Origin of the sequence: Sphaerimonospora cavernae (assembly GCF_042435035.1) — a bacterium.
In the GTDB taxonomy this organism is placed as follows: domain Bacteria; phylum Actinomycetota; class Actinomycetes; order Streptosporangiales; family Streptosporangiaceae; genus Sphaerimonospora; species Sphaerimonospora cavernae.
Map to the genome: position 1 here is coordinate 131,828 of NZ_JBHMQT010000003.1, position 25,779 is coordinate 157,606.

Sequence of the window (25,779 nt, forward strand, 5' to 3'; positions counted from 1 at the left end):
GCCTCCCTGACAGATCATCGGCCCCTCTCAGGCGGGCAACGTCTGCCTAGTGTCGGGAACCGTTGGATGTCAGGAACCATCAGCGCTCGGCGGCGGTTCGGGCGTGCCTATCTCTTGATCGCCCGCCCGGGTGGGATCCCTCACCTGCCACCCAGTCTACGTGGCACCGTAGAGCGGCGGGCCTCATGCCGGACCGGTTTCCGGGTGCAGAACGGCACGGGCCGCCGTCAGCCAGCTGGAGACGGCCGCGTCGTCGGCCGGCCCCGCACCGAGTAGCAGGTCGAGGTGGCCGCCGGAGCGCGCCGAGATCACGTCCGCCACGCTGGAACGCCCTCGGGGTGACGCCTGCGCGCGTTGCACATCTCCGGTCGCCGGGGCCATGACGTCGCGTGGTTGGCGGCATAGCATGGAAGAAGCGGCTGGCCCGCTGGTGGTGGATCCCGCCGAGGTCGACAGACGACCGTGCGCCGTGACGGCCGATGGGTCCTGCTCTCCGATTGTGAGAGGGGTCCTCATGTGTGCCATGTATCAGCCCTGTGAGCAGCGGTTCGACCGCCTGTACTGGTTGCCCTGGCAGGGGTTCGGCAACGGGCTGCATGCCTCCACGTGGTGCGAGCTTGTGGATGTCGACGAGAGCGAGGTCGGCGAGTTGCTTGGCGCGATGTCCGAAGCCGGGATCGCCGCGTGGGCGGCGCCCCGGCCGATGCCGCCGCGCCTGCGGCTGCGCGCAGGTGCGCCCGCTCAGTACCGGGTGTGGGTGGACACGTGGATGCACGCGCTGGCCGAGGATATCGCCGGCCGTGAGCTGTACCGCCTGCACTGCCGCAAGGGCTGACGATCTGGTTTCCTCTTGCCCCTTCCGTGGAAGGCGTACGGGCAGGGGTGTATGGCGTCCACATCGCTGGTTCGTGCGCGGGACACTGCAGGGCATGAGCGACGTGATGTGGATGGTCTTGATCTACCGGGTGCCGAGCGAACCGACGCGCCTGCGCGCCACGGTATGGCGTCGGCTGAAGAGGCTGGGAGCGGTGTACCTGCAGAACTCCGCTGCGGCGCTCCCGCACAGCCCAGGCACGGAGCGCGCTCCCTCACGGCAGGCCGAGGCTGCCGCCGCGCTGGAGCGGTGCGGCGAGGCCCTGGAGGGGTTCGCGGCCCGTGTCTATGGCGAGGACAGCTACGGCGGCTGACCATCTGACCTGGCCCGACGCCTGAGCAGGAGCAATGGCTTGGGGGAGGTTCTTGTGAGGATACGCAGGATCGTTCTGGATGTGGACAAGGGCATCCAGCGTCCCGACATCGTCGACGTGGCCGTGCAGGTGGAGAAGGTCACCGGGGTAGAAGCGGTGAACATCACGGTCACGGAGATCGATATCGAAACCGTTGGCATGGATGTGACCGTGGAAGGGGACGGCATCGACTGGCCGGGACTGGTCAAGGCGATCGAAGGCACCGGGGCGATGGTCCACAGCGTGGACCAGCTCGTCTCCGGGACGAGGATCATCGAGGGCATCAAGCGGTCCAGATGAGACTTCTTCCGAGCAGGAGCGCGGAGAAGCTGCTGCTTCCCTTTGTCCTGGGCGTGTCGGATGGCATCTTGAACGCGCTGATCCTGGCCGCGACGTCCATCCTCAACGGGCAGCGTGCGCAGATCCAGGTCGGTCTGCGGGTTGCCACCGTGGCGCTTGTCACTGCCGTCTTCACCGTGTACATCGCCGAATATTCCGAGCTTCGCGGCCAGCTGGCACGGGCCTCCCGGCAACTGAACCTCACCTCCCCCGGACGGCTGGCGGCGACACGGCTGGGCGGCGTGGTCATCCGGGAAGCGGGGGTGGCCACGGCGGTGGCGGGCCTGGCGAGCTTCTTCGGCGCGCTGATTCCGCTGCTGATCGGCGCGGCCGTTCCCGGGCCCTCGTGGCTTCCCCTCGCTGTCAGCCTGCTGATTCTCGGGGTTCTCGGCACGGGCATCGGCACAGCGGTAGGGGGATCCCGGCTGCGCTGGAGCTGCGCACTGGTGATCGGAGGAGTGTGCGTCACAGCCGTCGGACTGCAGCTGCGCATCCTGTGAACGCCCGTAAGGAAGTTATCTCGTGTGCCTGCCTCACGCCGATGTGGTGGGGGCGGTGAAACGAGTCCCGACCAGCGATTGCGCGGCCTGGCTAGCAGTCGGGTAGGGGCCGTGCGGGCACTGCGGCGCGGGTGGTACCGCGAACCATCGCTCCGGGTCGCCGCGGTGGCTTTCCCGCCGTACCCGGCCAAGGTGCACGCCGTCGCAGGTGACGATCTGAATCACCGGTGAGGGCGCCCACAGACGGGCCAGCGCGAGCCCGGACCGTCCGTTCAGGGTGGCGAGCACCTGTTCTTCCAGTAGTCGCAGTTTCGCCCGGTACACCGTGCGCTCCGCCTCCTGGATCACCTTGGCATCGGGATTGGACATCGCGACCCCCTCAATCTCGGGTGAGTTTGCGGTAGATGGCCCGGTGGGGCCGTGCCGCCTCGGCTCCCAGCCGCTCCACCTTGTTGTTCTCGTAGCTGGCGAAGTTGCCCTCGAACCAGAACCAGCGGGCGGGGTCGTCCTCGGTTCCCTCCCAGGCCAAGATGTGGGTCACGACCCGGTCCAGGAACCACCGGTCGTGCGCGGTGACCACGACGCAGCCAGGGAAGTCCAGCAGCGCGTTCTCCAGCGATGCGAGCGTTTCGGTGTCCAGATCGTTGGTCGGCTCGTCCAGCAGCAGCACGTTGCCGCCCTGCTTGAGGGTCAGGGCCAGGTTGAGCCGGTTGCGTTCGCCGCCGGAGAACAGCCGTGCGGGCTTCTGCTGATCAGCCCCTTTGAATCCGAACGCGGCGATGTAGGCGCGCGATGGCACCTCCACACGGCCCGCAGTGATGAAGGCATGACCGTCAGAGATCAGCTCCCATGCGGTCTTGTCGGGTTCCATGCCGGCCCGGGCCTGGTCCACATAGGAGATCTTGACAGTTTCGCCGATCCGGAGGCTTCCGGAGTCGGGGTGCTCCTGACCTGTGATGATCTGGAAGAGCGTGGTCTTGCCGACGCCGTTCGGGCCGAGGATGCCGACGATCCCGTTGCGGGGAAGTGAGAACGACAGGTCCCGGAACAGCGTCCGGCCGTCGAATCCCTTGCACAGCGCGTCCGCCTCGATCACCAGGCTGCCCAGGCGAGGGCCGGGCGGGATCTGGATCTCCTCGAAGTTCAGTTTGCGAGTCTTCTCCGCCTCGGATGCCATCTCCTCATACCGTGCCAAACGGGCTCGGGACTTGGCCTGCCGAGCCTTCGCGCCGGAGCGCGCCCACTCCAGCTCACGCTGCAACCGCCTGCGTTGCTTGGCGTCCTTCTTGCCCTCCACCGTCAGCCGCGCCTGCTTGGTCTCCAGATAGGTGGAGTAGTTCCCCTGGTAGGGGTAGGCGTGGCCGCGATCCAGTTCCAGGATCCACTGCGCCACGTTGTCCAGGAAGTAGCGGTCGTGGGTCACCGCGACCACGGTGCCCGGGTAGGACTCCAGGTGCTGCTCCAGCCACTGCACGCTTTCCGCGTCCAGGTGATTGGTGGGCTCGTCCAACAGCAGCAGGTCAGGCTGCCGCAGCAGAAGTGTGCACAGCGCCACGCGGCGGCGCTCGCCCCCGGACAGGTCACCGACATACGTGTTCGGCGGTGGACAGCGCAGCGCCTCCATCGCCTGCTCAAGCCGGGAGTCCAGATCCCAGGCACCCGCCTGGTCCAGCTTCTCCTGTAGGCTGCCCACCTCGTCGAGCAGTTCGTCAGAGCACTCCTCAGCGAGGCGCGCGGTGAGCTCGGAGAACCGTGCCAGCAGCGCCTGCGTCTGGGCGACTGACTTCTCGATGTTGCCCAGCACGGTTGTCGTCTCCTCCAGCGGTGGTTCCTGGAGCAGGATGCCGACGCTGATCCCGGGCGCTGCCCTGGCCTCGCCGTCAGTGGGTTTCTCCAGCCCGCCCATCACCTTCAGCGTGGTGGACTTCCCCGATCCGTTCGGGCCCACCACGCCGATCTTGGCGCCGGGCAGGAACGACAACGTGACATCGTCGAGGATCACCTTGTCCCCGCGGGTCACCCGGACCCGGTTCATCTGATAGATCCACTGCATGTTCGCTCCTCGCTCTCCGCGCTCGTCGTCAGTGCGCGCACGGGGGCAGGGCGTGGAGCCGGATGGCGCGCGACAGAAGTGGCGACAGCCTTGGCACCACCGGATCCACCGTCAGCTGCTCACACGGGCTTCCCGGCTGCGTGTGCCAAGGCTTTGGCCGCGGCCTTGGAGCTGTGGTAGCGGCCCATGGTCATCACCTGCCCGGCGGGTACGGCGACCCAACTCTGGCGAGCGTGGGCGTCCGCGAGGCGAATCCGCCCGAGGTGTTCACCGTCGTAGGTCACGAGCTGAATCGCGTCACTGTGCGCGTATAGATGGGTGCAGACCAGTCCACGGGTGTTGCGTACCTTGGCGAGCACTGCGTGCTGCCGAGCCGCTTCCCGCGCGCTCGGTGACGATGCGTTGAAATGGTTCGTGTCTGCTGTGGTTCCCATGGTCATGACCACCTTCGCCTGTCATGCACGGAGGGCAGGAACCATCGGCCATGTGGGGCGGATCGACCGCTTCCCAGCGGTCTGGCGGGATCCAGCGCCTTTTTTCAGGATACGGGGCCAGCGGGCGTGCGCGCGCTGGGTATGCAGGGTGTCCATCGTGATCACCGCACCGGCTAGGTCGAGGTCGGCCAACAGTGGGCCCACGCTGGGGATCTCATTGCTCTTGGGCCGATCTGCGCCTGAGTGAGCCCTGGTTATGTTGCGCGTGACCGTCGCGAGTGGCCGCCCGTCGGCGTCCACGGCTCTGCGGCTCTTGCCGGCGGACTGCTGGCTCTCGGCGAGAAACTGCCTGGTGGTGGTGCCGCGTGTAGCGAGCACGGTGAGTGGGTTTGGCGTGAGATGTCGTGAGGGCAAGGGCCGCCGACCAGCCTGGGTGCGGTCGTGGGACGCGGTTACCCCGCAGCCCAACGGGCATTGTAAGGAGAGGTGGAGGGGCTCGCCGATAATCACGGCAACGCGTAGGCCGTCAACGGTCCCTACCGTCGACGGTAGGGAGAATCCGGATGCGAACAGTCGGCAATGAGTGCTGGCATGGCGGTACGTGGCCTTTCGGTTGGGCATCTATCCGCCTCTGACGGCAACAGCCGTCTGCGATGGCTGTGTCCCGCGGTCATTTCTGCCAGCTCCCGAAGCACCCGTGCTGATCACGCCTCTGCGTTCGCTACTAGCCGCCGAATAACTGATCACCCCTCATCATCGGACGGTTATCCGGAGCCTGACATGAAGCTCATCAATCAGAGGGATGGGGCATCGGCTACCCATCGCGATCCGGGCCTCGAGGACACGGCACGTGCCCTTGCCGCGCACGGCTGCCTGGCGTGCCGCCGCCGGGAGGACTCCGAACGCCAGTGGCTTTCGGCGTTCATCCACGAAAATCACACCGACCCCCGCATACTGTCCCGCGTTCATGCGTCTTTGGGGTTCTGCCCCGGCCATATGCGTAGGCTGGTGGCGGCGCCATCAGCCCCGTGGATCCTGCCCGGGCTCTACAGCGGGGTCGTATTCGAAGCCCGCAAGCGACTGACAAGTGTGATCAAGGGGCGGGTCGGGCCGTGCCGCGTATGCGAGGTCGGCGACCAGTCGGCCGCCACGATAGTAGATCAGATCGCCCGCGATCTCGGTGAGTCTGCGGTCCGGGTTACCTATGCCCTGGGCGGAGGGCTGTGCCTGCCGCATGCTCTCGCCCTGCTCAACGGGGTCGATGCGAAGAGCGGACGGTTGGTGGCGAAAATCGCCTGCAAGCGGTTGAGGCAGACTGCTGAGCCGCTCGATGTGCTGGCCGGTTCCGACGCCGACGCATCCTACCGTGCGGGCTACCGGCAGGCGGTGGACGCTGAGGTATTTACCGTCGAGGAACGCGCGCTGAGCGAGTCGACGTGTCAGCTCCTCCGAGAGGACATCGCCTCCGGCGTCTGCCCGCTGTGCAGGGCACGGATGCGCATGGAATGGCGGTATCTGCGATGGCTGGCCGAGGGGACACGGGCGAACGGGAACGGCCCCGCGCAGCACGAGCTCGACCTGTGCGCCTGCCACCTGCATGACCTTTCCCTGATGGACAAGGCGGACCTGGGGCGGGTCGTGTCCCCAGCGAAGATCGTCGTGTCTGGTCTTCTGCAGCGGCTGGTCACGCAGCAGGGTAGCCGGGGTAATTGGGGTCTTTCGCCCACCCGGCGCCAGATGGCGGCGATGCTCGTGCCGCTGAACAGAGCGGTAGCGGCGTGCGGGCTGTGTGAGGCTGCGAGGGCAGCGGAACGACGTGCCGCGTGGCTCCTGGAGGAGGCGCTGGCCGACGGCGCGTTCGCACGGTTGTATGCCGGCAGCCACGGGCTGTGCCTGCGCCACGTGCTGGCCTGGACCGGCGCGCACAGCGACATCCTCGCAGCCGTTCTGAACGCGCACCTGGGGGTCTTGGCCTTCGAGCTGTCCGAGGCGCAGTGGAAAGCCAGTTGGGCTGCGCGCTACGAGCCGCGCGGCGCGGACATGCAAGCGTGGCTCGCCGCTGCGCCGCTGCTCGATGGACGGATCTACTGCGGGACATCGCCGGCCGTGGCCGCCAGCTTACGGGGCTCGTCATGACTACCATGATCGCTTCGCGGCTACGAGCCACTACCCGCGGATGCTCTCTGTGTGGAGAGATCGCTCGATACAGGGACGTGCCAGGGTTTGTGGCTGCTGATGGAGGTTGCGGAAGTCCATCACGCCCAGGGCCCACCACAGGACGCCAAAGGCGGCTCCCGCGGCCACGTCGGTCGGCCAGTGCACCCCCAGATAGATGCGGCTCGCGCCCACACTGCCAGCGATGACGACGGCGATTTGTACCGCATGTCCCCTGCCTAACTGTTCACCCAGCAGCAGTGCGCCCAGTGTGGCGGTCGCGGTATGACGGGAGGGCAGGCTTGGCCCTGTCGGCTCGGCCAGCCACCAGGATTGCGGTGGCCGGGCCCGGCCGATCAGCCGAGACAGCACGGCCCGTACGGCGAGCCCGGAGGTGAACACGACGATTGGACGCCATCGACGCCCGCGTACGCAGGTGACCAGGACGGGAAAGGCCATGACGGCGGGCTCGCCCACCAGCGTGACCAGACGCGCGAGCCGGGTCACATCGGGACGCCGCCGGTTCACCACGACCGTCAGGAGGGCGTGGTCCCACGCAGCGAGTCGGCGCGCGACAGGCCACACGACGGGCCACCTGTCATCCGGCGGATTGCCACGGGTGCCACCATGAGGAGTGGTCCCGGTGCTCGTGTCGGTCGATGTAGTGGTGGGCCTCGACCTCGTCGACGAGGACCAGGCCCTCGGTGACCAACTCGTCGAGTTCAGGAAGGAAGGCATCGATCTTCTCCCGGGTGTCGACGATGACGATGGCGACCGGCAGATCCTCACTCAGCGACAGCAGGCGGCTGGTGTGGATCAGCGAGGAGGCCCCGTAGCCCTCCATGCCACGGAAGACGCTCGCCCCCGCCAGGCCCATCTTGTGGGCCTGATGCACGATCTCGGCGTACAGCGGCCGGTGCCGGTACTGGTCGGTCTCCCCGATTAAGATCAACAGCCTGGTGGCAAAGCCGTACTGTTTCACTTCCGGCCCCTTTCCCCGACATCTGCGGCATCGGCGGTGAAGCTTTCCAGCATCTGGGTCAGTCCGGTCAGCTCGGCGGCCTCCTCCCGGAGGGCTTGTTGTCTTGCCGCCGTCTCCGCCGAGGTGGCGCCGGCTTCCTTTTCCACCTGGTCGAGCACCTTGATCAGGTGCTCGACGGCTTCGGCGTGCCGGTTTTCCAGCGTGAAGACCAGACGGCGGGTGCTTTGGGACAGCCGGTACTGCAGATCCGCGCGGGAGCGGCCGACCTGGCAGCAGGCCAGGTCGGCCGCCTCGCGCAGCACATGCTCACGCGCGCGTCGGCGACCGATCTCCCCGGGCAGGGCACGCCGTACGGTTCCCGCCAGCAGGTCGATCTGCCCTGTCGTGCGGGGGAAGTCGTAGAAGAACCGGGTGACCTCCAGCAGACGACCCCCGCTGTCGGGAAGTGCGAGTTCCAGATCCAGCAGGTGCCGGGCCGATTCTCGCACCCGGTTGAGATTACGAGTGAGATCGGTCACCGCTCGATCGTCCAGCGCCGACAGGCCGCCTTCCAACCGGCGCCCCTGCTGGTCACGCCACTGCTCGACTACGTCACGGATCAGGGTGACCGCGTGTTCCCGCCCCTGCTCCTCGATTTCCCCCGCACCCGCGGCGGACAGCTCCGTGGACAGGTACCGCTCCAGGTCGGTGCGAACCTGATCGGACAGGGTGCGGGTCTGCTGCTCGGCGGAGGCATTCAGTTCGGCGAGCATCCGCCGGCTTTCACCGGAGGCGAGGTCGACGGCATCGTGCCGATGATGATGCACGGTGTTGAGCAGGTCATGGAACCGGGTGAGGCGACCGGCGGCCTCCCCGGCCCGCATCTGCCCCGCCCGCTGGGCGAGGTAGATCTCATCCAGCTGGTGGCGGACCAGCCCGCACGCCTGGAGCGCTATCGAGGTGCGCAGGTCCGTCGCCCGCCGCTGGCGGAGGTAGTCGGCGAAGTCGGCGGTGAACGCGGCGAATCCCGCAGTTTCAATGCCGACGGCCGCCCGCCGGGCCGAGACCGGGTAGACCCGCATTCGCACACCCGTGGCCTGCTCCACCACCTGCCGGGTGAAGGCCAGTGCCTCCGCACAGGCTTCCGGATGCATGTAGTCGACCTTGTTGAGCAGGACGAACGTCCGAACCGATGAGCCCGCCACCCGGGCCAGGAGTTCCCGTTCACTGGCCGAGACCGGTGGGTCGGCGGTCAGCACGAACACCGCCGCGTCCATGGTCTCCAGCGCGCTTTCCGCCTGTGCGGTGTTGTGCTCATGAACCGATCCGACGCCGGGCGTGTCAACGATCTCCACACCTCGGGCCAGCAACGGTGCGTCCAACCGAACTACCACGCTGGTGACACCGAGGCGATTGGCGGAGTTGGCGGATTCGGTGACGAACAAGGGTAGATCATCTATCGGCCGCTCCTCGACCCGGCCATCCCGGTAGCCGACGCTGAGGCAGTCCGGCTCGCCGAAGGTGACGGTGGCCGGCAGCGCGGTCACCGGGACCACCCCGGTGGGCATCACCAGCCGTCCGAGCAGGGCGTTGACCACCGTACTCTTGCCGCGCTTGGCCTCGCCCACGATCAGCACCCGCAGCCGGTCCTCACGCAGCCGCCGCCTAAGTTCGGCCAGGCGTTCCCGAGCGGGTGCCGGCAGGCGGCCATCAAGCCGTTCCAGCGCCCGGACCAGGGACTGAGGATGTTCCATCGTCTGCACGCGACCCCCCTCAAATATTCGAGGTCAGGGACCGTTGGCGGAGCCGGAACGCCCCGCGGTCGACGGCGGGCCCCACCGCCGCGTGCTCGTGTTCTCCAGGGTAGCCCGCCATCAGCTGCATTGGGAATACTCGTTCATGCGAGCACGTTTCCCTCCGGAATCGGTCATCGTGCCCTCTTGGGGATTGACGATTCGCGAATCCGTACACGTAAACTGATCGATACGGCGATGGATCCCGCCCGGACGGCATTTCCTGACGATGTCTCACCCCGCCGCCCGAACCGCCACTGACGGCTGATGGCTCCTGACGGATACGTCGGGAGCTTTTGTCGTTTCGGAGGAGGGCGGACGTGGAGGCATCGCTGTACGTCGCCATGACGTTGGCCGTCGCGATCCTGGCCGCCGGCATGATCTCGGTCGAGCTCGGCCTGTCGGCGGCCATCATCGAGATCGTCCTCGGGGTGGTGCTCGGCAACACCCTGCACCTGGCGACCCCCGAGTGGCTGACGTTTCTCGCGGGCTTCGGCGGTGTCGTGCTGACTTTCCTGGCCGGGGCAGAGGTGGACCCGGCCGAGTTCCGTGCCACCTGGCGCGGCAGCCTGCTCATCGGCGTGCTCTCCTTCGCCGCCCCCTTCGTCGCGGTGATGCTGGTCTGCCGGTACGGCTTCGCCTGGGACTGGCGGGCCGCGCAGATCGGCGGCATCGCCCTGTCGACCACCTCGCTGGCGGTCGTCTACGCCGTGCTGGTCGAGACCGGCCTGAACGCGACACCCATCGGCAAACTGATCATGAGTGCCACGTTCGTCACGGACCTGAGCACCGTAATCGCCTTGTCAGCGCTGTTCATCCAGCCCAGCCTGTGGCTGGTCCCATTCATCGCCGCCGCCGTGGTGTTCATCGTGGTCATGCCACGGCTGGAGATGTGGTTTTTCGCCCGGTACGGCAACCGCGTCATCGAACCCGAGATCAAGGGCGCCTTCGCCGCACTGCTGATGCTGATGTGGCTGGGCGACAAGGCCAACAGCCATGCCGTACTGCCGGCGTTCCTGCTGGGGCTGGCGGTGTCGAGGACCTTCCAGCGGCACCCGACCACCCAGGGACGCTTCCGGGTGGTCGCGTTCGCGCTGCTCACGCCGTTCTTCTTCCTCCGTTCGGGGATGAACATCTCGCTGCCGCTGGTGTGGGCCAACCTCGGCCTGCTCGGTGTGCTGCTGCTCGCCAAACTCGTGTTCAAGTCCGCGTCGGTCTACCCGCTCGCCCGCCGGTTCGTCCCCGAGCACGCGCCGTTCACGACGTTGCTGATGAGCACCGGGCTCACCTTCGGCACGATCTCGGCGACCTACGGGCTGACCGCCCACATCATCGACCGGGCCCAGTTCTCGGTGCTGGTGTCGGTCGTCGTGCTGACCGCGGTGATCCCCACCATCATCGCCCAGCGCTTCTTCTCGCCGGCCGCTCAACCCGTCCGGCAAACCAGGACGATCTTGCGCGGACGCTCATGGGAATACCCGCCGTTCCGAAGGAGATCGCGATGAGCCAGTTCGAGATCACGGATCTGGAGATCGCCGCCCAGGCCCCTCTCAGACCCTGCCCGACCCGGTCAGATGTCGCCATGCGACCTGAATCTCGGGCCCTGCCCGTGACCCTGTGATCTGCGATTGGAGAGACCATGTTCCGGCGGATCGTCGTCGCCTACGACGACTCACAAGGAGCCCAGCGCGCGCTGGCCGCCGCACTGACGCTGGCCCGTGCCGACCCGGCCGAAGTGATCGCCGTCGCCGTCGAGGCCCACCTGCCCCGCTACGGCGCGACCGTGGGAGAGGTCGAGGAGGAATGCAAGATCGAGCAGCAGGAGTGCACCCGCTGGCTGAACCGAGCACAGGCCGTCGCGAGTGAGCAAGGTGTGCGGATCGATGTGGAGATACGCGTCGGTCACCCCGCCCAGGAACTCCTCCGGGCAGCCGACGCCGTCCAGGCCGACCTCATCGCGATCGGACACAGCGGGCACTCCGCAGTCTGGGGGCGATTCCTCGGCAGCACGACCGACAAAGTCAGCCGGCACGCCCACTGCTCCGTCCTCATCGTCCGGTGACACACCACCATCCGATACGACAACCGCCGACGCTACCCGCCCTTATCACGACCACGCCACTGGGAAGGTCACGAAGACCTGCCCGAATTCCCGTTCCACGAAAGGAGAATCGATGCGCCGACACCCGTCGAGCGAGTCCCCGCAAGAATCTGGCCTGCCGACCGACCCCGACATAGATTTCCCGAACGTAGATCTCCCCGACGAGCCTGATCAACCAGCGCGAGATGCCTTCCCGTCATCGACATCACCCCAGCAGAGGAGGGCCGCCACCGCCGGCAAGCGGACCTGGGACATCCTCATGACGATCGCAGCAGGCGGCGGCCTGGGCAGCGTGGCCCGCTACCTGGTCGGCCAGGCCCTGCCCGCCGAGCCCGGCGTCTTCCCCTGGGCGACGTTCCTCACCAACGTCAGTGGCTGCTTCGCGCTCGGCGCCCTGATGGTGTTCGTCCTGGGGGTCTGGCCACCGGGTCGTTATGTGCGCCCCTTCTTCGGGATTGGTTTGCTCGGCGGCTACACCACGTTCTCCACCCTCACAGCCGAGATCGTGGATCTGCTGTCACACGAGGCGTGGACGCCAACCGGCGTCTATGCGGTCGGCAGCCTGATCGGTGGGATGGCCGCCGTCTGGGCCGGCATCGTCCTCGCCCGGACCATCGCCGGGCTGCCCACGCGCCAGGGCAGGGACTCCGCGGCCGGGACGGCCTCATGACCCTCCTGCTCGTCTTCCTCGGCGGAGCCGTCGGCGCGCCCGCCCGCTACCTGATCGACCGGTTCGTCCAGCGGCACCACGACAACGTCTTCCCCTGGGGCACCCTCACCGTCAACCTCGCCGGGTCGCTCATCCTCGGATTCCTGCTCGGCGCCCAATCCGCCCTGGGACTGCCCGATGAGGTGATCATGCTTGCCGGGACAGGCTTCTGCGGAGCGCTCACCACCTTCAGCACCTTCAGCTTCGAGACCGTCCGCCTGCTGGAGGAAGGGTCGACCCGGGAAGCGGGACTCAACATCATCGGCAGCCTGATCCTCGGCGTCCTGGCGGCCACAGCCGGCCACGCCGTCGCCGGCCTCTTTACCTGATCGCCACCAGGTGGTGAACCGGGCCTGAGCCGTACGGCATGGCACCCGCCATACGATGAAAGAAAGGTGGTGGATCTCGCCGCGGTCACGAGGCCCACGGTCACAAGGCCGGCGCGGAGCCTACCGTGATCGGCTTGCCGAACGGCCAACGGGTCCTGCTCGTCATGACGGGAGGGCTGCTATGCACTTCGACATGGTGGTAGAGACCCCACGGGGTTCACGCAACAAGTATGAGATGGACCCCAAACGGCAACAGATCCGCCTGGACCGGCTGCTGTTCACCGCAACCGCCTACCCGTATGACTACGGCTTCCTGCCCCACACACTCGCTGAAGACGATGATCCGCTGGATGTGATGGTCCTGGGTGAGGTGGAGACCTTCCCCGGGTGCGTGATCGCCGTACGCCCGGTCGGGGTGTTCTGGATGCGCGACGAGAAGGGCCCCGACGCGAAGATCCTGTGTGTGCCCGCCGCAGACAATCGTTTCGTCGATATCAAGGACATCACCGATATCCAGCCGCACGTGCTGAACGAGATCGGCCACTTCTTCGGGGTCTACAAGGACCTCGAACCCGGAAAGAGCACCAGCACCCGCGGGTGGGAGCCCCGGGTGCAAGCCGAGACCGTGGTCGAGGAGGCACTGATCCGGTTCGCCCAGCAGCCTTGATGACAGCTGAGGCCACCGAACGGCCACCGGTTGTCATGCGTGGCCCAGCGCGGTCGGCTGGCGAGGTGTTCCGATCAAAATCCGGACGCCGTGAGCGTCGGGAACCGCCGGTGATAGCGGCACACCGGGTGTGGCCCGGCGGACACCGCCCGGTTGGCGTTGCAGAGGCGACGGTGATGCGAATTGGTCGAGGACTACCTCGCGGGCGTGCTCGGCGGCGATCGCCGGTGGATCGCACGGGCGATCACGCTGGTCGAGTCCACCCGGGCTGACCGTCGGGAGGTCGCCCAGCGGCTGCTCGTCGAGCTCGCTCCGCGCGCCGGCAAGGCGCGCAGGGTGGGCATCTCCGGCGCCCCCGGGGTCGGCAAGTCAACGCTCATCGGCTCCCTCGGCGCCTATCTGACCGCGCGCGAGCATCGCGTGGCCGTGCTCGCGGTCGATCCGTCCTCGCGGCGGGGCGGCGGCAGCATCCTGGGCGACAAGATCCAGATGGGCCGTCTGACCGCTGACCTCCGGGCATTCATCCGGCCGTCCCCGACGGCCGGGACGCTCGGCGGCGTCGCCCGGGCCACCCGGGAGGCGATGGTCATCGTGGAGGCCGCGGGCTATGACGTGGTCCTCGTCGAGACGGTCGGCGTCGGCCAGTCCGAGACCGCCGTCGCCGACATGGTCGACACGTTCCTGCTGCTCACGCTCGCCCCCACCGGTGACCAGCTCCAGGGCATCAAGAAGGGTGTGCTGGAGCTGGCCGACGTGATCGCCGTCAACAAGGCCGACGGCGAGCACGAGACGACCGCCCGCCACGCCGCCCGGCAGTTGGCCGGGGCGCTGCGGCTGCTGCAGTCGCACACCCCCGTGCTGACCTGCAGCGGGCTCACCGGCACCGGACTGGGCGAGCTGTGGGCGCGGATCGTCCGCCATCAGGAGGAGACCGATCTGGCCGCCCGGCGGCGCCGCCAGCAGGTCGAGTGGACCTGGTCACTGGCCAGGGACCGCCTGCTCGCTCGGTTAGAGAAACGGACGGCGCCCCTCGCGGTCGAGGTCGAGCGCCAGGTCCTCGACGGCGGCCTCACTCCGTCCCTGGCCGCCGACCTGCTGCTGGCCGCCTTTGAAGGAACCCCCGAGATGTGACAGACGACGTCACGGCATCCGGCCGACAGCTTCCAGCACGGCTATCGGATCGGACTGCCGGAGCCTGGCCGCGGAGCGCACCCTGCAGATGGCGCGGGTGGTGTTAGTGACCGAGAAAGCGCGCCAGGTCCAGCCCCAATATCCGGTCCAGGTGCGCGAACGTCTCGAACTTGGCTCCCTCACGAATGTCGTCGTCGTGTTCCAAGCTGGACAGCAGTGCGAGCACTGCCGGGATATCCAAGTCGTCGTCGCAGGCGGCGTAGGCGCGCGAGACCACCTCCTGCGGCATCGGCGCCGAGGCTTGGGCACCCCAGCGGGCGATCAGCTCACGCCACCGGTACAGTGTCTCATCGGCAGCATCGAGATCCTTCTCATCGAGGTGCGCGCTCTGGGCGTAATGCCGGAGCAGCACCAGCATTCGCAGCACGCTGCCGTCCCCGTCGCAGGGGCCTGTCATGGCCCCGACCGTCAGTCGCAGGATTCCCGTTCCTGCCGATGTGTCTCCCGCTGAAGTGACAAGCACGTCGATCGGACCGCCGAGCACCTCCGCGCCGGCATGGGGTGAATCGATGACGCCGGCAGGGGCCTGGACCCACAGGGGTTCCAGTTGCTCTCTCAGGGTCGTCTCCGTCATGCCGGGTGCGGCCACCGCCACCATCGCCTGCTGTCCGTGCAATTCCTCCAGCACCCTTCTCAGCAGGTCGGTCACCACTGCGATCCGCAGTCCAAGGATCGACAGCTCGGCCTCGACGTACGGCAGCGACGCGCACAGCCGCACCAGCCGGCCCGTGCACCAGCCCAGCGGAAGCCGGTCTCCCCTGCGCGTATCAACCAGAGTCAACATGTGTTCCGCCTCCTATCACCCTCGACGCCAGCCGGGCCCGCAGATGTGTGAGGGCGATCAAGATGGTCACGACGGGCCCCGCAATCTGGTTGCTACGGCGGGCGACGTTCCGCAGTAGATCCGTTCATGGAGCAGCGAGGCAGCGGCAAGCCAGGCCTGTATGTCGGCGCCTCGTGGCTCGTAGCGGGTACCCAGCTCAATTTCTGCTGAGCCTCAGACGCCTCGAAGGCCAAAATGCCTAGCGCGCGTTCAGGATGGAGCTGAGGATGTCGCCGTAGACTCAACTTCAGGCTACTACGTGGCGCAGGCGCAACCCCGTGGCAGTGGGCGTACAGCTGGGCGAGCGTGCTGTCGGCTAACGCCTCCTCCAGCAGCCACGCGGCGCGTCGTTCCGCAGCCCTCCGGCCTCACACAGCCTGCCGCTGCCGCTCTGGTCAGCGGCATGAGCATCGCGGCCATCTGGCGTCGGGTGAGCGAAAGACCCCCGTTACGCCGACCGCCCTGCTGGAGGACGAACCGCTGGAGGTACCCGGACACGACGGTCTTCGTCGGCGTCGTGGCCCACTTCACGTCGGCCTTGTCCATCAGGGCAAAGTCGTGGAGGTGGCAGGCGTACTGGTCGAGTTCGTGCGGCGCGGGGCCGTTCGCCCGTGCCCCCTTGGCCAGCCACCGCAGATACCGCCATCGAGAGCCAGCAGCCCGCCAGCAAGAGCCACGAGGCTAGTGAGAGCATCACATCTCCCTCGATGGTGCCCAGTGTTTCCGCGGGCGCGTCGGGAAGAGCGGTGTGTCTCCTGTTGTGCCAACGTCCTGCTGGACGGCTACCACGACGCGATGCGGTAGCCGTCCAGGCGGCCGCCCCAGGTCCCTGGGGCTCATCTCCGATCAAGGTGGCACCGGCTGTTTAGCCGAGCTGCTCCTTCACTATGTTCAGGTCGAGAGAAAGGATGCGGAGGATCTCGATGGTGGGCACCCGGTAGGTGTCACCTGCCTGGATGATCCGGCAGGGGAACTCGCCGCGTTTGACGAGGCGGTAGGCGGTGTTGCGGCTGATGCCGAGAGCGCGGGCGGCGGTCAGCAGAGGGACGACGGCTGGGAGCGCCCGCACCTCCTCGATGGTCATGGGGTTCACTCTGCTTCTCCTCCCCTCGCGGCTCCTGCGGCGAGCAGCCGAGCCTTGGCCAGTGCGCAGTGGTCGATGTTGAGCTCGATGCCGATGAACTGTCGGCCGAGCTCCCGGGCGGCGAGAGCAGTCGTTGCTGCTCCGGCGAACGGGTCGAGAACTGTGCCGCCGGGTCGGCAGCCGGCGGCAATGGCGCGGAGGGGGATGTCGACCGGGAACGGGGCGTAGTGAGCGCCTCGGTACGGGCGTGTTGAGATCGTCCAGACATCACCGGGGTTACGCCCGGATGGTTGAACGGTTCCGTGTGCCTGGTCGCTGGCGCGCGTCGCCGTGTCGTGCTGTGTGTCGCCTGATCCCGCCGCGCTGTCCTTGGCGATCGGGGGCCAGGGCGTCGAAATGGCGTTGCGCTTCCTCCCGCCGCGCCGGGAGCGTCGGGATAGTGAGCGGTCGCCGGTGTACTCCTCGCGGATGGCGTCGAGGTCGAACCAGTAGAAGCGCTGCTTGACGAGCAGGAAGATCATCTCGTAGCGGGTGGAGAGCCGGTCGAGGACAGACTGGGGCATCGCGTTGGGCTTGTGCCAGACGATGGCGTTGCGCAGGATCCAGCCGTCCTGCTGGAGGGCGAAGGCGACTCGCCAGGGCATGCCGAGCAGGTTCTTCGGTGGCACCACCAGGCGAGAGCGGGGACGCACCATCGGCTGCCGCTGGTTGTAGTTGACGCCGCGGGCGTAGCCGTCGGAGTTGGCGGCGTAGATGTCTCCGAGGTTCAGCCAGCAGGTCCCGTCATCGGCCAGCACGCGCCGGGCCTCGGCGAAGGTGGCCCGGAGGTTCTCCACGTAGTCCTCGGGCGTGGGCTCCTGGCCGTACTGTCCGGGGCCGTAGTCCCGGAGCCCGTAGTACGGCGGGCTGGTGACCAGGCAATCCACGGACCGGTCGGGCATCTGGGTGAGAACCTCCCTGGCGTCGCCGAGATACAGGGTGGCGTGCTCGTCGCGCCAGTAGGGGGCCCTCGTCATGAGTCCTCCTGTGCGCAGGAAGTCCTCGTGCGAGGTCCCGCTCCGGGAGTCCCAGCAATTACGGGTTCCGGAAACCGGCGGGCTTGAGGTCAGGTCATTCTTGCTGTTTTCCATTTCTGTTCGGGGCGGAACTCAGATACGCGGTTCGAGTGCAGCAAGAGCTCCTGGCAGGGCTCTGGCGTCGGTTGTTCTCCCTGGTAGATGTGGGTATGGCCTCTGGCATCGCTCTGGCGCGGCCACACGCGGGTGCCAGTAGTGAAACCACGCCAGAGGGGTGCCGGAGGCCGTTAGGAATTGGCGCCGGAGGCATGCCAAAGGCGGGTCATAAACCGGGTTCGTCAAAGCGGAATTCCTCTCCCGTGGAGAACCCGATGAGCACCAACGATGACGCGCTCGGCATCGACCGATCGCCCCTGGACATCGCCGAGCAGGCCTTCCAGATGCTGGCTTGTCCCCCCAGCGGACTCACCATCGACGGCAGGAAACTGGGGCACGAGCTGCCACGCCGCCGGCTGTCGCTGATCGAGGTGAGGGATCTCCTCACCACGGTCGCCTACTCGAACAGTACGCGCGACGCCGTCTGGCGGACGCTGCTGAGCCGCGCCCGGCAGGACGGACCGCAGTGGCTGGTAGGCGCGGTCGGCGTTGCCGTCCCTGCATTGCGCGGTATCAGCGGCAAGATCTGCCGCGGCTATGTCGCCGGGGACCCGGAAGACATCGACACCGAAGTCCTGGCCGCCTTCATCGAGGCAGTCCGTACGGCGGACATGGACCGGCCGAACGTCTTCCCTCGGCTGCGCACGATGGCCAAGCGGGCCGGCGAGCGCGCGCGTGAGAATGCGGAAGCGGGAGCCGCCCGTCATTTCCCGCTCCAGGAGTCGGCACCGCCCTCCCCGCCGTGGGGGCATCCCGACCTCGTCCTCATCGATGCCGTGGCCAAGGGCGTCATCAGCGAGGTGGACGCCGAGCTGATCGGCATGACCCGCCTGGAGAAGCGCACCCTCACCGACGTGGCCCAAGAGCTCGGTCTGACCATGGAGGCCGCCAAGAAGCGCCGCCAGCGCTCCGAGCCGATCCTCGTCGAGGCAATTCTCAGCGGAGAAGTCGAGGCGGCCACGTCCCTAACGATCTCTTCCGTCACCCCTAGAGAGGTGGGGGAGGAAATCCCGAAGACTTCCGTGCGGAGCCGGAGCTCGGATACGCAACCTGTCACGACGACAACGAAGGGAGGCTGGGGCAGCCTCACCGGCTCCGCACGGACCCCCTACGGCCTGATCGGGTGGCCGAGAACCTTCCTCGCGCACGGCGTCGTCTCTCAGCCCGAGATGCCGCGGAAATCACGCAGGCGGCTACGGCGGCACATCGTGCGCGCGCTGATCGTCATCGGCATCACGGCGGTCGTCGTCGTCGCCGTCGTCGTCGCCGCACTGGCCGAAAACGACAGCCTGCACGTCGCGACGATGTCGTGGAGCGGCGGCACGCCAGCAGCCGCTCCACCGACCAACCCGGATCAGCTCGGCAGGGTCTTCACCAACCTGCGTAACTGGATCATCGGCCTGCTCGCCACGCTCGCGACGCTGATGCTCACCCTCGGCGGTTTGCGCTACCTCGTCGCCGGCGGCGACCCGGGCGAGATCCAGAAAGCGAAAGGCGCCTTCAAGGCCGCCGCCCTCGGCTACGCCCTGGCAGTCCTGGCCCCACTCTTCGTCAACGTCCTCAAGCGCATCGTAGGCGAGTGATCAGCGATGACGTTCATGTTCCTTATCCACATCTTGTGGACAAAGCCCGTGCCCACCCCGACGCCCACCCCCGAACTGCCACCGCTGCTGCCTCCTCCCGGTGACACAGGCATCAGCGTCGGCATCGGTGGATGGATCATCGGCCAGATCAACACATGGTTCGCCGAACTCGCCGCCCACGCCATCAAGCCCTTGCTCGACGTCCTGGCCACCACGCTCCTCGCCACCCCGAGCATCGACGAGCAGAGCAGGATCTGGGACCTCTGGCACGCCACGTTGATTATCGCGAACGGCTCGTTCGTCCTGTTCGCCACCATCGGCGGGATCCTGGCGATGAGCTATGAGACCGTTCAGACCAGGTATGCGATCAAGGAGATCCTGCCTCGTCTCGTACTGGCCTTCCTGACGGTCAATGCGAGCTTCCTGCTCACCAGCAAGGCCATCGAGACCGCGAACGCCCTTGCCCAGGCGCTTCTCGGACAAGGCTTCGACGCGCGGCGGGCCGCCACCGCGATCCGCTTCCTCATCTGGCTGCCCGGCAACTCGGAGATCTTCTACATCCTGCTCGCCTTGGTGGCCGTGGTGCTGCTCGTTGCTCTGCTCATCACGTTCGTGCTCCGAGTGGCCCTCACAACCCTGCTGGTAGTTGCCGCACCGCTGGCCCTTGCCTGCCACGCCTTGCCCCAGACCGATGGCCTGGCTCGGCTGTGGTGGCGGGTCTTCACCGGCCTGCTGCTGATCCAGATCTGCCAGTCACTCACGCTCGTCACAGCCGTACGAGTCTTCTTCAACCAGGACGGCCGGGAAGCCGTTGGCCTGTACGGCACCGGGCAGCTGTACAACCTCCTCCTCGCCCTCGTCCTGCTGATCATCCTGGTCCGTATCCCCACCTGGGTGTCGCGGGCGATGTTCCTTCCCGGAGGCCGCGGGCTCGGCGTGGCGCGCATCGTCAAGTACGCCCTGGCCTACAAGCTCACCAGCCCGCTTCTCAGCGCCCTGCATCTCAGAAAGGGTTCCCGCTCCGGCTCGAATCGACAGATGCCGACCGGCAAGCTGGTCGGCACGGCCCTCCCCGCCCTGGCTGCGGGCCCTGCCGGCACGGCTGCCACCCGCGTTGCCGCCACCGCGGTAACCGGCGCTGCCGCAGCGGCAGGTGCCGTACCGGCAAAGCACGCGCCTACGTCGGCGCGTCGGCCGATCCGCGCCGAAGACTGGGAGCCGGCGGTCGCCAAGCACGCTCCCACCGCACCGCCGGTCCAGGGGAAGTACCGTCCGACTCCCCGGCCCCAGCAGCCCATCGCTCGTAACACCCCGGTCTACGGCTATCCCCGGGAGACCTTCTACGCCGCGGGCCCGGCAGGCCTGAGTCAGATGTACCGGCTGCGGAACGCCGGAACGACCTCGGGCCAGGCGAGCGAACCTCCGCCGACCCCCAACCGTGCTGTACGGCCGATCGTGCCGCCCACCAAACCGGTCCCTGGCTCTATCGACTGGCCGGAGAACCCAGGGCGTTGTCGCACATCCCCACCTCCATCGCGCCGCCGTACGCGCGGCGACCGGGGAGGTGACGGACGATGAGCTGGACGGAGGTCGTTCGCATCCCCGCCGACGTCGAGCAGCCCGACAAGATCGTCTGGGGGTTCACCGCTCGGCAGGCGGCCATTCTCGCCGCCACCGGAGCCATCCTCTATCTGGGCTACTCCTACCTCGGTGAGCGCATTCCGCTCACGGCGTTCGCGGTGATCGCCCTGCCGGTCACGGTGCTGGGAATCCTGCTGGCCGTCGGCACCCACGACGGCGTCAGCCTGGACCGCTTCCTGCTCGCCGCGCTCCGGCACACGCGATCCCCGAAGTACCTGGTATCCGCGCTGGACAATGTGCCACCTCCGCCCGCGTGGATGGCAGCCGATCCCGGCCAGCTCCCCGCACCACTCAAACTCCCCACACGCTCAGTGGCAGGGGACGGCCTGGTCGACCTCGGCCCGGACGGAGTCGTCGCCGTGGCCGAAGTCTCCACGGTCAGCTTCGCGCTGAGGACCCCTGACGAGCAGGACGGGTTGGTCGCGGCCTTCGGGCGCTGGCTCAACTCACTGTCCGGACCGGTGCAGATCCTCGTGCGCGCCGAGCGCGTCGACCTCACCACAACGATCGCCACCCTCAAGGAGAGCGCACCCCAGCTTCCCCATCCCGCGCTGGCCTACGCCGCCCGCGAGCACGCGACCTTCCTGACCGAACTGGCCACCCGTCACGAGCTCCTCCGGCGGCAAGTCCTGCTGGTCATCCGCGAGCCACGCGTTGGTGCAAGCGGATCCTCCGCGGCCAAGGCCCGAGCTTACCGACGTCTGGACGAGGCGGCCCGGCTCCTGGGCGCATGCGGGCTCACCGTACGCCTCCTGGACGGGACGGCGGTTACCGCGCTGCTGGCCTCCTGCTTCGATCCGATGGCGCCGCCCCTGCCGGCGGATGAGCTCGCCCTTCCCAACGAGGTCATCACCAGGGGAGGCCGTCGATGAAGTTCCGCCTCCGCCGTACGGCTGCCGCCCCTTCGGGCATCGGCCCCGACTCGGTCGAAGTCCGCCCTCGTCACCTGCACGTCGGCGACGGGCTGTGCGCGACGCTCGTCATCACCGGGTTCCCCCGCGAGGTCGGCCCGGGCTGGCTTGAGCCGCTGCTGGCCTACGCCGGCCGACTCGACGTCTCGGTGCACATCGAGCCCGTCCCCTCTCTGCTCGCTGCCGACCGACTCCGCAAGCAACTCGCTCGCCTGGAATCCGGACTCAGGGCCAATCAGGAGCACGGGCGGCTCCTGGACCCAGGAGCGGAGGCCGCTGCCGAGGACGCCCAGGAGTTGATGTCGAAGATCGCTCGTGGCCAGGCCAAGCTCTTCCGTGTCGCCATCTACCTGACCGTTCATGCCGGCAGCGAGCAGGAGCTCGACGATGCCTGCGCCCATGTCCGCGCACTGGCCGCCTCGTTGCTGCTGGACGCCCGGCAGCTCACGTTCCGGCAGCTACAGGGCTGGATCAGCACGCTGCCGCTCGCCTACGACAACGTGGCACAGCGCCGGACACTCGACACGCCCGCGCTCGCTGCCGCGTTCCCCTTCACCAGCCCAGACCTCACCACCGAACTCGGTCCCACCGCGGTCCTCTACGGCGCCAACCCCGCCAGTTCCTCTCTGGTCGCCTGGGACCGCTTCGCTCAGGACAACCACAACTCGGTGATCCTCGCCCGGTCGGGCGCCGGCAAGTCCTATCTCGCGAAGCTCGAGGCCCTTCGCTCCCTCTACACGGGGGTCGAAGTCGCCATCATCGATCCCGAGGACGAGTACGCCCGGCTCTGCTCAGCTGTGGGGGGCGCCTACATCCATCTCGGCGCGCCCAAGGTGCGGCTGAACCCCTTCGACCTTCCGCCGAGAAGCCGCCGCGACAGCGACCCGCTCACCCGGCGCGCGCTGTTCCTGCACACCCTGATCAGCCTCATGCTCGGCGAGCCGCTCGACAAGGCGAGCAAGGCCGCGCTCGACCGCGGCATCATGGCTGCCTATCGCAAGGCCGGGATCACCCTGGAACCGCGCACGTGGAACCGTCGCCCGCCCCTCTTGCGGGATCTGGTAATCGTGCTTACCAATGACGCCGATCCGAAGGCGAAGGAGCTGGCCGCCGGGCTCGCTCCGTACGTCACCGGAAGCCACCGCCAGCTCTTCGACGGCCACACCAGCACCCGGCCCGACTCTCACCTGATCGTCTTCTCGCTTCGTGACCTGCCCGAGGAACTGAAGGCGGTCGGCACGCTGCTGACGTTGGACGCCATCTGGCGCCGTGTCTCCGATCCCCGTGACCGCCGCCCGCGTCTGGTCGTGGTCGACGAGGCGTGGCTGCTCATGCGCGATCCCGAAGGCGCAAGATTCCTCCTGCGCATGGCCAAGGCGGCGCGCAAGCACTGGGCCGGGCTGTCCGTCGTCACACAGGACACCGGCGACCTGCTCAGCTCGGAGACGGGCCAGGCCATCATCGCCAACTCCACGACCCAGATCCTGCTGAAGCAGGCACCTCAGGCGATCGACAAGGTCGTCGACGCATTCCAGCTCTCGGATGGTGAACGGCAGCTCCTCCTGTCGGCGGAACGCGGGACCGGCCTTCTCATGGGCGGTGCGGGCGCGCAGCGGGTGCCTCTGCAGGTGATCGCGAGTCAGCGCGAGCACGACCTCGTCACTTCCTCACCTCACGAGCTGGCCCAGATCGACAACGACGAGGAGACCTACCTGTGATCGACGACCTCATCTCCGACCCGTCCGCCGTACTGGACATGGCGTACGCCTGGATCGAGGCCCACGTGTGGCACCTGATCGCGCTCTTCGTCAGCCTGGACGTGGCGCAACTGGTGCTCGGACAGGCCCTGGTGCGACTGCGCCACCAGAAACTGGCCCGCGGTGCTCGCTGCGTGGAGATCCTCGCCCCACCGGTCGCGGACATGCCCGGTGCCGAGGCCCTCTGGGGCAACCTCATCGGCCTGCTCCGGCCGTCCTGGAAGCGGCTCCTTTTCGGGCAGCCCCACCTGGTCTTCGAATACGTCTTCAGCTCTGACGGCCTGAAGATCCGGCTCTGGGTACCCGGTGTGATCCCTCAGCATCTGGTGGAGCACGCCATCGAAGCCGCCTGGCCGTCCGCTCGCACCTCGGTCCAGGAGGCTGCGCCGCCCGTGCCGCTCACCGGCCGTTCGCATGGTGGACAGTTCAGGGTCGCCCGCAGTGAGCAACTCCCTATCCGGCACGACCACGGGATGGACCCGATCCGGGCGCTGGTGGGAGCGGCTATCGGGATGCCGACCTGGCAGCACGCCGCCGTACAGATCCTCGCCCGGCCGGCGACCGGCCGACGCCTCGCACTCAAGCTCAAGAGTGGACCGGCGTGGCTGGTACGAGCCGCTCTTGACGTCCTGACCCCAGGACCATCGCACTCACGCATCCCTCCTCAGCGCCTTCAGCACGCAGCGGATCGGGCTGCCTATCTGGAGGAATCCGCGGAGGCACGCGCTGTCAGGGACAAGGCCCTCCAGCCGCGCTATGTCGTGGCGGTCCGGTACGCCGTACAGGCCGATGACCCCACCAGGGCCGACGCCAAGGCGATGAAGGTCGCCAACGCGGCGCGCCGTAACGCGATTCGAGGACGGGCGCACGCCATCGCGTCGGCATTCGCACTCTACTCCGGGCACAACCGGCTGGAACGGCAGCTCCTGGTCATGCCCGCTGCCCATCTCGCCGGACGGCGCATGGGAAGAGGCTTCCTGCTATCAGTACCGGAGCTCGCGGCACTCGCTCACCTTCCGCTCGATGTGGCGGTTCCCGGCCTCCAGCGCGCCGGAGCCAACACCGTCCCGCCCTCGCCGCAGATCGCGTACGGCGGAGCACACGTCAAGACCCTCGGCTTCTCAGATTCCGGGCATGAACGACCGGTCGCCCTCCGCGTGGCCGACTCCTTCCACCACGTACACGTCCTGGGCCCCAACGGCACCGGCAAGTCGACCCTGCTCGCGCAGATGATCCTGTCTGATATTCAGGCAGGACGCGGAACGGTCGTGATCGAGGCCAAGGGCGACCTGATCAGCGACCTGTTGGGTCTGATCCCCGAGTCCGTCGCCGACAAGGTCGTCCTGATCGATCCCGACGACCGCCACGCCCGCCCGTCGCTCAACGTCCTCGGCGGTGCCGACCTCGAAAGCGGCGTGGACAACCTCGTCGGCATCTTCCACAAGATCTACGCGGACTATTGGGGACCGCGTACCGATGACATCCTTCGCGGCTGTGCGCTGACGCTCGCCGCCCACGGCGGGACCCTCGCGGACGTTCCCACCCTGCTCATCGACGCCGAATACCGGCGTCGTCTCGTGGCCGGCGTGCGGGATCCGCTGCTGCTCGGCTTCTGGCAGTGGTACGAGAGCCTGTCCGACTCGGCCCGGGCACACGTCACCAGCCCGATCATGAACAAGCTGCGCGCCTTCCTGCTCCGCCCGTTCGTCCGTGATGTGCTCGGTTCTGCTCGGTCGACCTTCGATCTCGGTGCTGTGCTCGACGGTGGGATCCTGCTCGTCCGGCTCCCCAAGGGCGTGCTCGGCGAGGACAGCGCCCGCCTGCTCGGCTCCATGGTCCTCGCGCAGGTCTGGCAGGCCGCCTCCCACCGGGCCAAGGTCGGCCGTCCCCGACCTCCGGCGGCCCTCTACGTTGACGAGGCGCACAACTTCCTCACCCTGCCGCACGCGCTCGGCGACATGCTCGCGGAAGCCCGGGCGTACCGGCTGTCCCTGGTGATCGCCCACCAGCACCTGGCCCAACTCCCTCGGGATCTTCGCCAGGCCGTCTCTTCGGACGCGCGCAACAAGATCTACTTCTCGCTGTCGCCGCAAGACGCCCGAGAGGCCGAGCACCACTTCACCCCTTACCTGCGTGCTCACGACCTGGCCAATCTGAGCGCCTTCCAGGCCGCCGTCCGGCTCATGTCGCGATCCACCGAAGCCCCTCCATTCACGATGCGCACCAGGCCGCTTCCCGAACCCTCAGACGACGTCGCGCGGAACATCAGGGCCGCAGCCGCCAAAGCGCACGGCCGTACCACCGCAGCCGCGCCCGAAGCCCGCCGGGACGACCCCCGGCTCCGCAACTGA

At 67.6% G+C, this 25,779-nt stretch carries 26 protein-coding genes; 16 read left to right on the plus strand and 10 right to left on the minus strand.

Annotated elements, in window-relative coordinates:
• Window positions 1–183: 183 nt before the first annotated feature.
• A complete protein-coding gene (locus tag ACFHYQ_RS01095; RefSeq protein WP_394299138.1) occupies window positions 184–321 on the minus strand; it encodes a hypothetical protein in 138 nt (45 codons plus the stop codon).
• Between the two features lie 202 nt (window positions 322–523).
• Here ACFHYQ_RS01095 and ACFHYQ_RS01100 point away from each other — a divergent pair, with 202 nt between their 5' ends.
• The 4 genes from ACFHYQ_RS01100 (at window position 524) to ACFHYQ_RS01115 (ending at window position 2,065) form a co-directional block, all read left to right on the plus strand.
• Window positions 524–835 carry a hypothetical protein gene (locus ACFHYQ_RS01100; RefSeq protein WP_394299139.1) on the plus strand — a complete coding sequence of 104 codons (312 nt, stop codon included), beginning with the start codon at window positions 524–526 and terminating at the stop codon, window positions 833–835.
• A gap of 94 nt (window positions 836–929) precedes the next feature.
• Window positions 930–1,187 carry a Chromate resistance protein ChrB gene (locus ACFHYQ_RS01105; RefSeq protein ID WP_394299140.1) on the plus strand — a complete coding sequence of 86 codons (258 nt, stop codon included), beginning with the start codon at window positions 930–932 and terminating at the stop codon, window positions 1,185–1,187.
• 54 nt (window positions 1,188–1,241) lie between these two features.
• Window positions 1,242–1,526 (plus strand): DUF211 domain-containing protein, encoded by a 285-nt coding sequence (locus tag ACFHYQ_RS01110; RefSeq protein ID WP_394299141.1) that lies wholly within the window; start codon window positions 1,242–1,244, stop codon window positions 1,524–1,526.
• On the plus strand, window positions 1,523–2,065 hold the full coding sequence (locus ACFHYQ_RS01115; RefSeq protein WP_394299142.1) for a hypothetical protein: 543 nt from the start codon (window positions 1,523–1,525) through the stop codon (window positions 2,063–2,065). Before ACFHYQ_RS01110 ends, ACFHYQ_RS01115 begins: the two co-directional genes overlap by 4 nt.
• Window positions 2,066–2,098: 33 nt before the next feature.
• On the opposite strand, the gene ACFHYQ_RS01120 is transcribed toward ACFHYQ_RS01115, so the two are convergent.
• The 3 genes from ACFHYQ_RS01120 to ACFHYQ_RS01130 all read right to left on the minus strand — a co-directional run bounded on the left by ACFHYQ_RS01120 (window position 2,099) and on the right by ACFHYQ_RS01130 (window position 4,552).
• Window positions 2,099–2,434, minus strand: coding sequence for a hypothetical protein (locus ACFHYQ_RS01120; RefSeq protein ID WP_394299143.1), 336 nt, complete (start codon window positions 2,432–2,434; stop codon window positions 2,099–2,101).
• 10 nt (window positions 2,435–2,444) lie between these two features.
• Complete coding sequence (ettA, locus tag ACFHYQ_RS01125; protein WP_394299144.1) at window positions 2,445–4,118, minus strand: energy-dependent translational throttle protein EttA; 1,674 nt, start codon at window positions 4,116–4,118, stop codon at window positions 2,445–2,447.
• A 119-nt stretch (window positions 4,119–4,237) separates the two neighbouring features.
• Window positions 4,238–4,552 carry a hypothetical protein gene (locus ACFHYQ_RS01130; RefSeq protein ID WP_394299145.1) on the minus strand — a complete coding sequence of 105 codons (315 nt, stop codon included), beginning with the start codon at window positions 4,550–4,552 and terminating at the stop codon, window positions 4,238–4,240.
• Window positions 4,553–5,332: 780 nt separating this feature from the next.
• Between ACFHYQ_RS01130 and ACFHYQ_RS01135 the strand changes: the two genes are divergently transcribed.
• Window positions 5,333–6,688: a hypothetical protein gene (locus ACFHYQ_RS01135; RefSeq protein WP_394299146.1), complete on the plus strand. Its 1,356-nt coding sequence runs from the start codon at window positions 5,333–5,335 to the stop codon at window positions 6,686–6,688.
• A 30-nt stretch (window positions 6,689–6,718) separates the two neighbouring features.
• On the opposite strand, the gene ACFHYQ_RS01140 is transcribed toward ACFHYQ_RS01135, so the two are convergent.
• Genes ACFHYQ_RS01140 through ACFHYQ_RS01150 form a run of 3 tightly spaced genes read right to left on the minus strand, consistent with a single transcriptional unit; the run spans window position 6,719 to window position 9,421 of the window.
• The gene (locus ACFHYQ_RS01140; protein WP_394299147.1) at window positions 6,719–7,291 is read right to left on the minus strand and encodes a phosphatase PAP2 family protein; all 573 of its coding nucleotides are present in this window, start codon (window positions 7,289–7,291) and stop codon (window positions 6,719–6,721) included.
• 13 nt (window positions 7,292–7,304) lie between these two features.
• Window positions 7,305–7,658, minus strand: coding sequence for a DUF190 domain-containing protein (locus tag ACFHYQ_RS01145; protein ID WP_394299148.1), 354 nt, complete (start codon window positions 7,656–7,658; stop codon window positions 7,305–7,307).
• Window positions 7,659–7,684: 26 nt separating this feature from the next.
• A complete protein-coding gene (locus ACFHYQ_RS01150) occupies window positions 7,685–9,421 on the minus strand; it encodes a dynamin family protein (RefSeq protein ID WP_394299149.1) in 1,737 nt (578 codons plus the stop codon).
• A 359-nt stretch (window positions 9,422–9,780) separates the two neighbouring features.
• On the opposite strand from ACFHYQ_RS01150, the gene ACFHYQ_RS01155 reads away from it, so the two are divergent.
• From ACFHYQ_RS01155 to meaB, 6 genes are all read left to right on the plus strand, one after another.
• Entirely contained in the window at window positions 9,781–10,965 is a 1,185-nt protein-coding gene (locus tag ACFHYQ_RS01155; protein ID WP_394299150.1) for a cation:proton antiporter, read from the plus strand.
• A gap of 134 nt (window positions 10,966–11,099) precedes the next feature.
• On the plus strand, window positions 11,100–11,522 hold the full coding sequence (locus ACFHYQ_RS01160; protein WP_394299151.1) for a universal stress protein: 423 nt from the start codon (window positions 11,100–11,102) through the stop codon (window positions 11,520–11,522).
• A gap of 298 nt (window positions 11,523–11,820) precedes the next feature.
• Window positions 11,821–12,231 (plus strand): fluoride efflux transporter FluC, encoded by a 411-nt coding sequence (locus ACFHYQ_RS01165; RefSeq protein ID WP_394299152.1) that lies wholly within the window; start codon window positions 11,821–11,823, stop codon window positions 12,229–12,231.
• Window positions 12,228–12,599: a fluoride efflux transporter CrcB gene (crcB, locus tag ACFHYQ_RS01170; protein WP_394299153.1), complete on the plus strand. Its 372-nt coding sequence runs from the start codon at window positions 12,228–12,230 to the stop codon at window positions 12,597–12,599. The genes ACFHYQ_RS01165 and crcB overlap by 4 nt, the downstream gene beginning before the upstream one ends.
• A gap of 181 nt (window positions 12,600–12,780) precedes the next feature.
• Window positions 12,781–13,266 (plus strand): inorganic diphosphatase, encoded by a 486-nt coding sequence (locus tag ACFHYQ_RS01175; protein WP_394299154.1) that lies wholly within the window; start codon window positions 12,781–12,783, stop codon window positions 13,264–13,266.
• A 183-nt stretch (window positions 13,267–13,449) separates the two neighbouring features.
• Window positions 13,450–14,397, plus strand: coding sequence for a methylmalonyl Co-A mutase-associated GTPase MeaB (meaB, locus tag ACFHYQ_RS01180; RefSeq protein WP_394299155.1), 948 nt, complete (start codon window positions 13,450–13,452; stop codon window positions 14,395–14,397).
• A gap of 103 nt (window positions 14,398–14,500) precedes the next feature.
• Here meaB and ACFHYQ_RS01185 read toward each other — a convergent pair whose 3' ends face one another.
• The 3 genes from ACFHYQ_RS01185 to ACFHYQ_RS01195 all read right to left on the minus strand — a co-directional run bounded on the left by ACFHYQ_RS01185 (window position 14,501) and on the right by ACFHYQ_RS01195 (window position 17,380).
• On the minus strand, window positions 14,501–15,241 hold the full coding sequence (locus ACFHYQ_RS01185; RefSeq protein ID WP_394299156.1) for a cysteine--tRNA ligase: 741 nt from the start codon (window positions 15,239–15,241) through the stop codon (window positions 14,501–14,503).
• 904 nt (window positions 15,242–16,145) lie between these two features.
• Window positions 16,146–16,364, minus strand: a complete 219-nt coding sequence (locus ACFHYQ_RS01190; protein WP_394299627.1) for a helix-turn-helix domain-containing protein — start codon at window positions 16,362–16,364, stop codon at window positions 16,146–16,148.
• Between the two features lie 5 nt (window positions 16,365–16,369).
• Window positions 16,370–17,380 (minus strand): DNA-methyltransferase, encoded by a 1,011-nt coding sequence (locus ACFHYQ_RS01195; RefSeq protein WP_394299157.1) that lies wholly within the window; start codon window positions 17,378–17,380, stop codon window positions 16,370–16,372.
• 371 nt (window positions 17,381–17,751) lie between these two features.
• On the opposite strand from ACFHYQ_RS01195, the gene ACFHYQ_RS01200 reads away from it, so the two are divergent.
• From ACFHYQ_RS01200 to ACFHYQ_RS01220, 5 genes are read left to right on the plus strand one after another with little or no spacing between them, the layout of a single operon-like run.
• Window positions 17,752–19,119, plus strand: coding sequence for a hypothetical protein (locus ACFHYQ_RS01200; protein WP_394299158.1), 1,368 nt, complete (start codon window positions 17,752–17,754; stop codon window positions 19,117–19,119).
• Between the two features lie 48 nt (window positions 19,120–19,167).
• Window positions 19,168–20,697 carry a TrbL/VirB6 family protein gene (locus ACFHYQ_RS01205; RefSeq protein WP_394299159.1) on the plus strand — a complete coding sequence of 510 codons (1,530 nt, stop codon included), beginning with the start codon at window positions 19,168–19,170 and terminating at the stop codon, window positions 20,695–20,697.
• Window positions 20,694–21,632: a PrgI family protein gene (locus ACFHYQ_RS01210; protein WP_394299160.1), complete on the plus strand. Its 939-nt coding sequence runs from the start codon at window positions 20,694–20,696 to the stop codon at window positions 21,630–21,632. The genes ACFHYQ_RS01205 and ACFHYQ_RS01210 overlap by 4 nt, the downstream gene beginning before the upstream one ends.
• Window positions 21,629–23,389 (plus strand): VirB4 family type IV secretion system protein, encoded by a 1,761-nt coding sequence (locus ACFHYQ_RS01215; RefSeq protein ID WP_394299161.1) that lies wholly within the window; start codon window positions 21,629–21,631, stop codon window positions 23,387–23,389. The genes ACFHYQ_RS01210 and ACFHYQ_RS01215 overlap by 4 nt, the downstream gene beginning before the upstream one ends.
• Complete coding sequence (locus ACFHYQ_RS01220) at window positions 23,386–25,779, plus strand: type IV secretory system conjugative DNA transfer family protein (RefSeq protein WP_394299162.1); 2,394 nt, start codon at window positions 23,386–23,388, stop codon at window positions 25,777–25,779. Before ACFHYQ_RS01215 ends, ACFHYQ_RS01220 begins: the two co-directional genes overlap by 4 nt.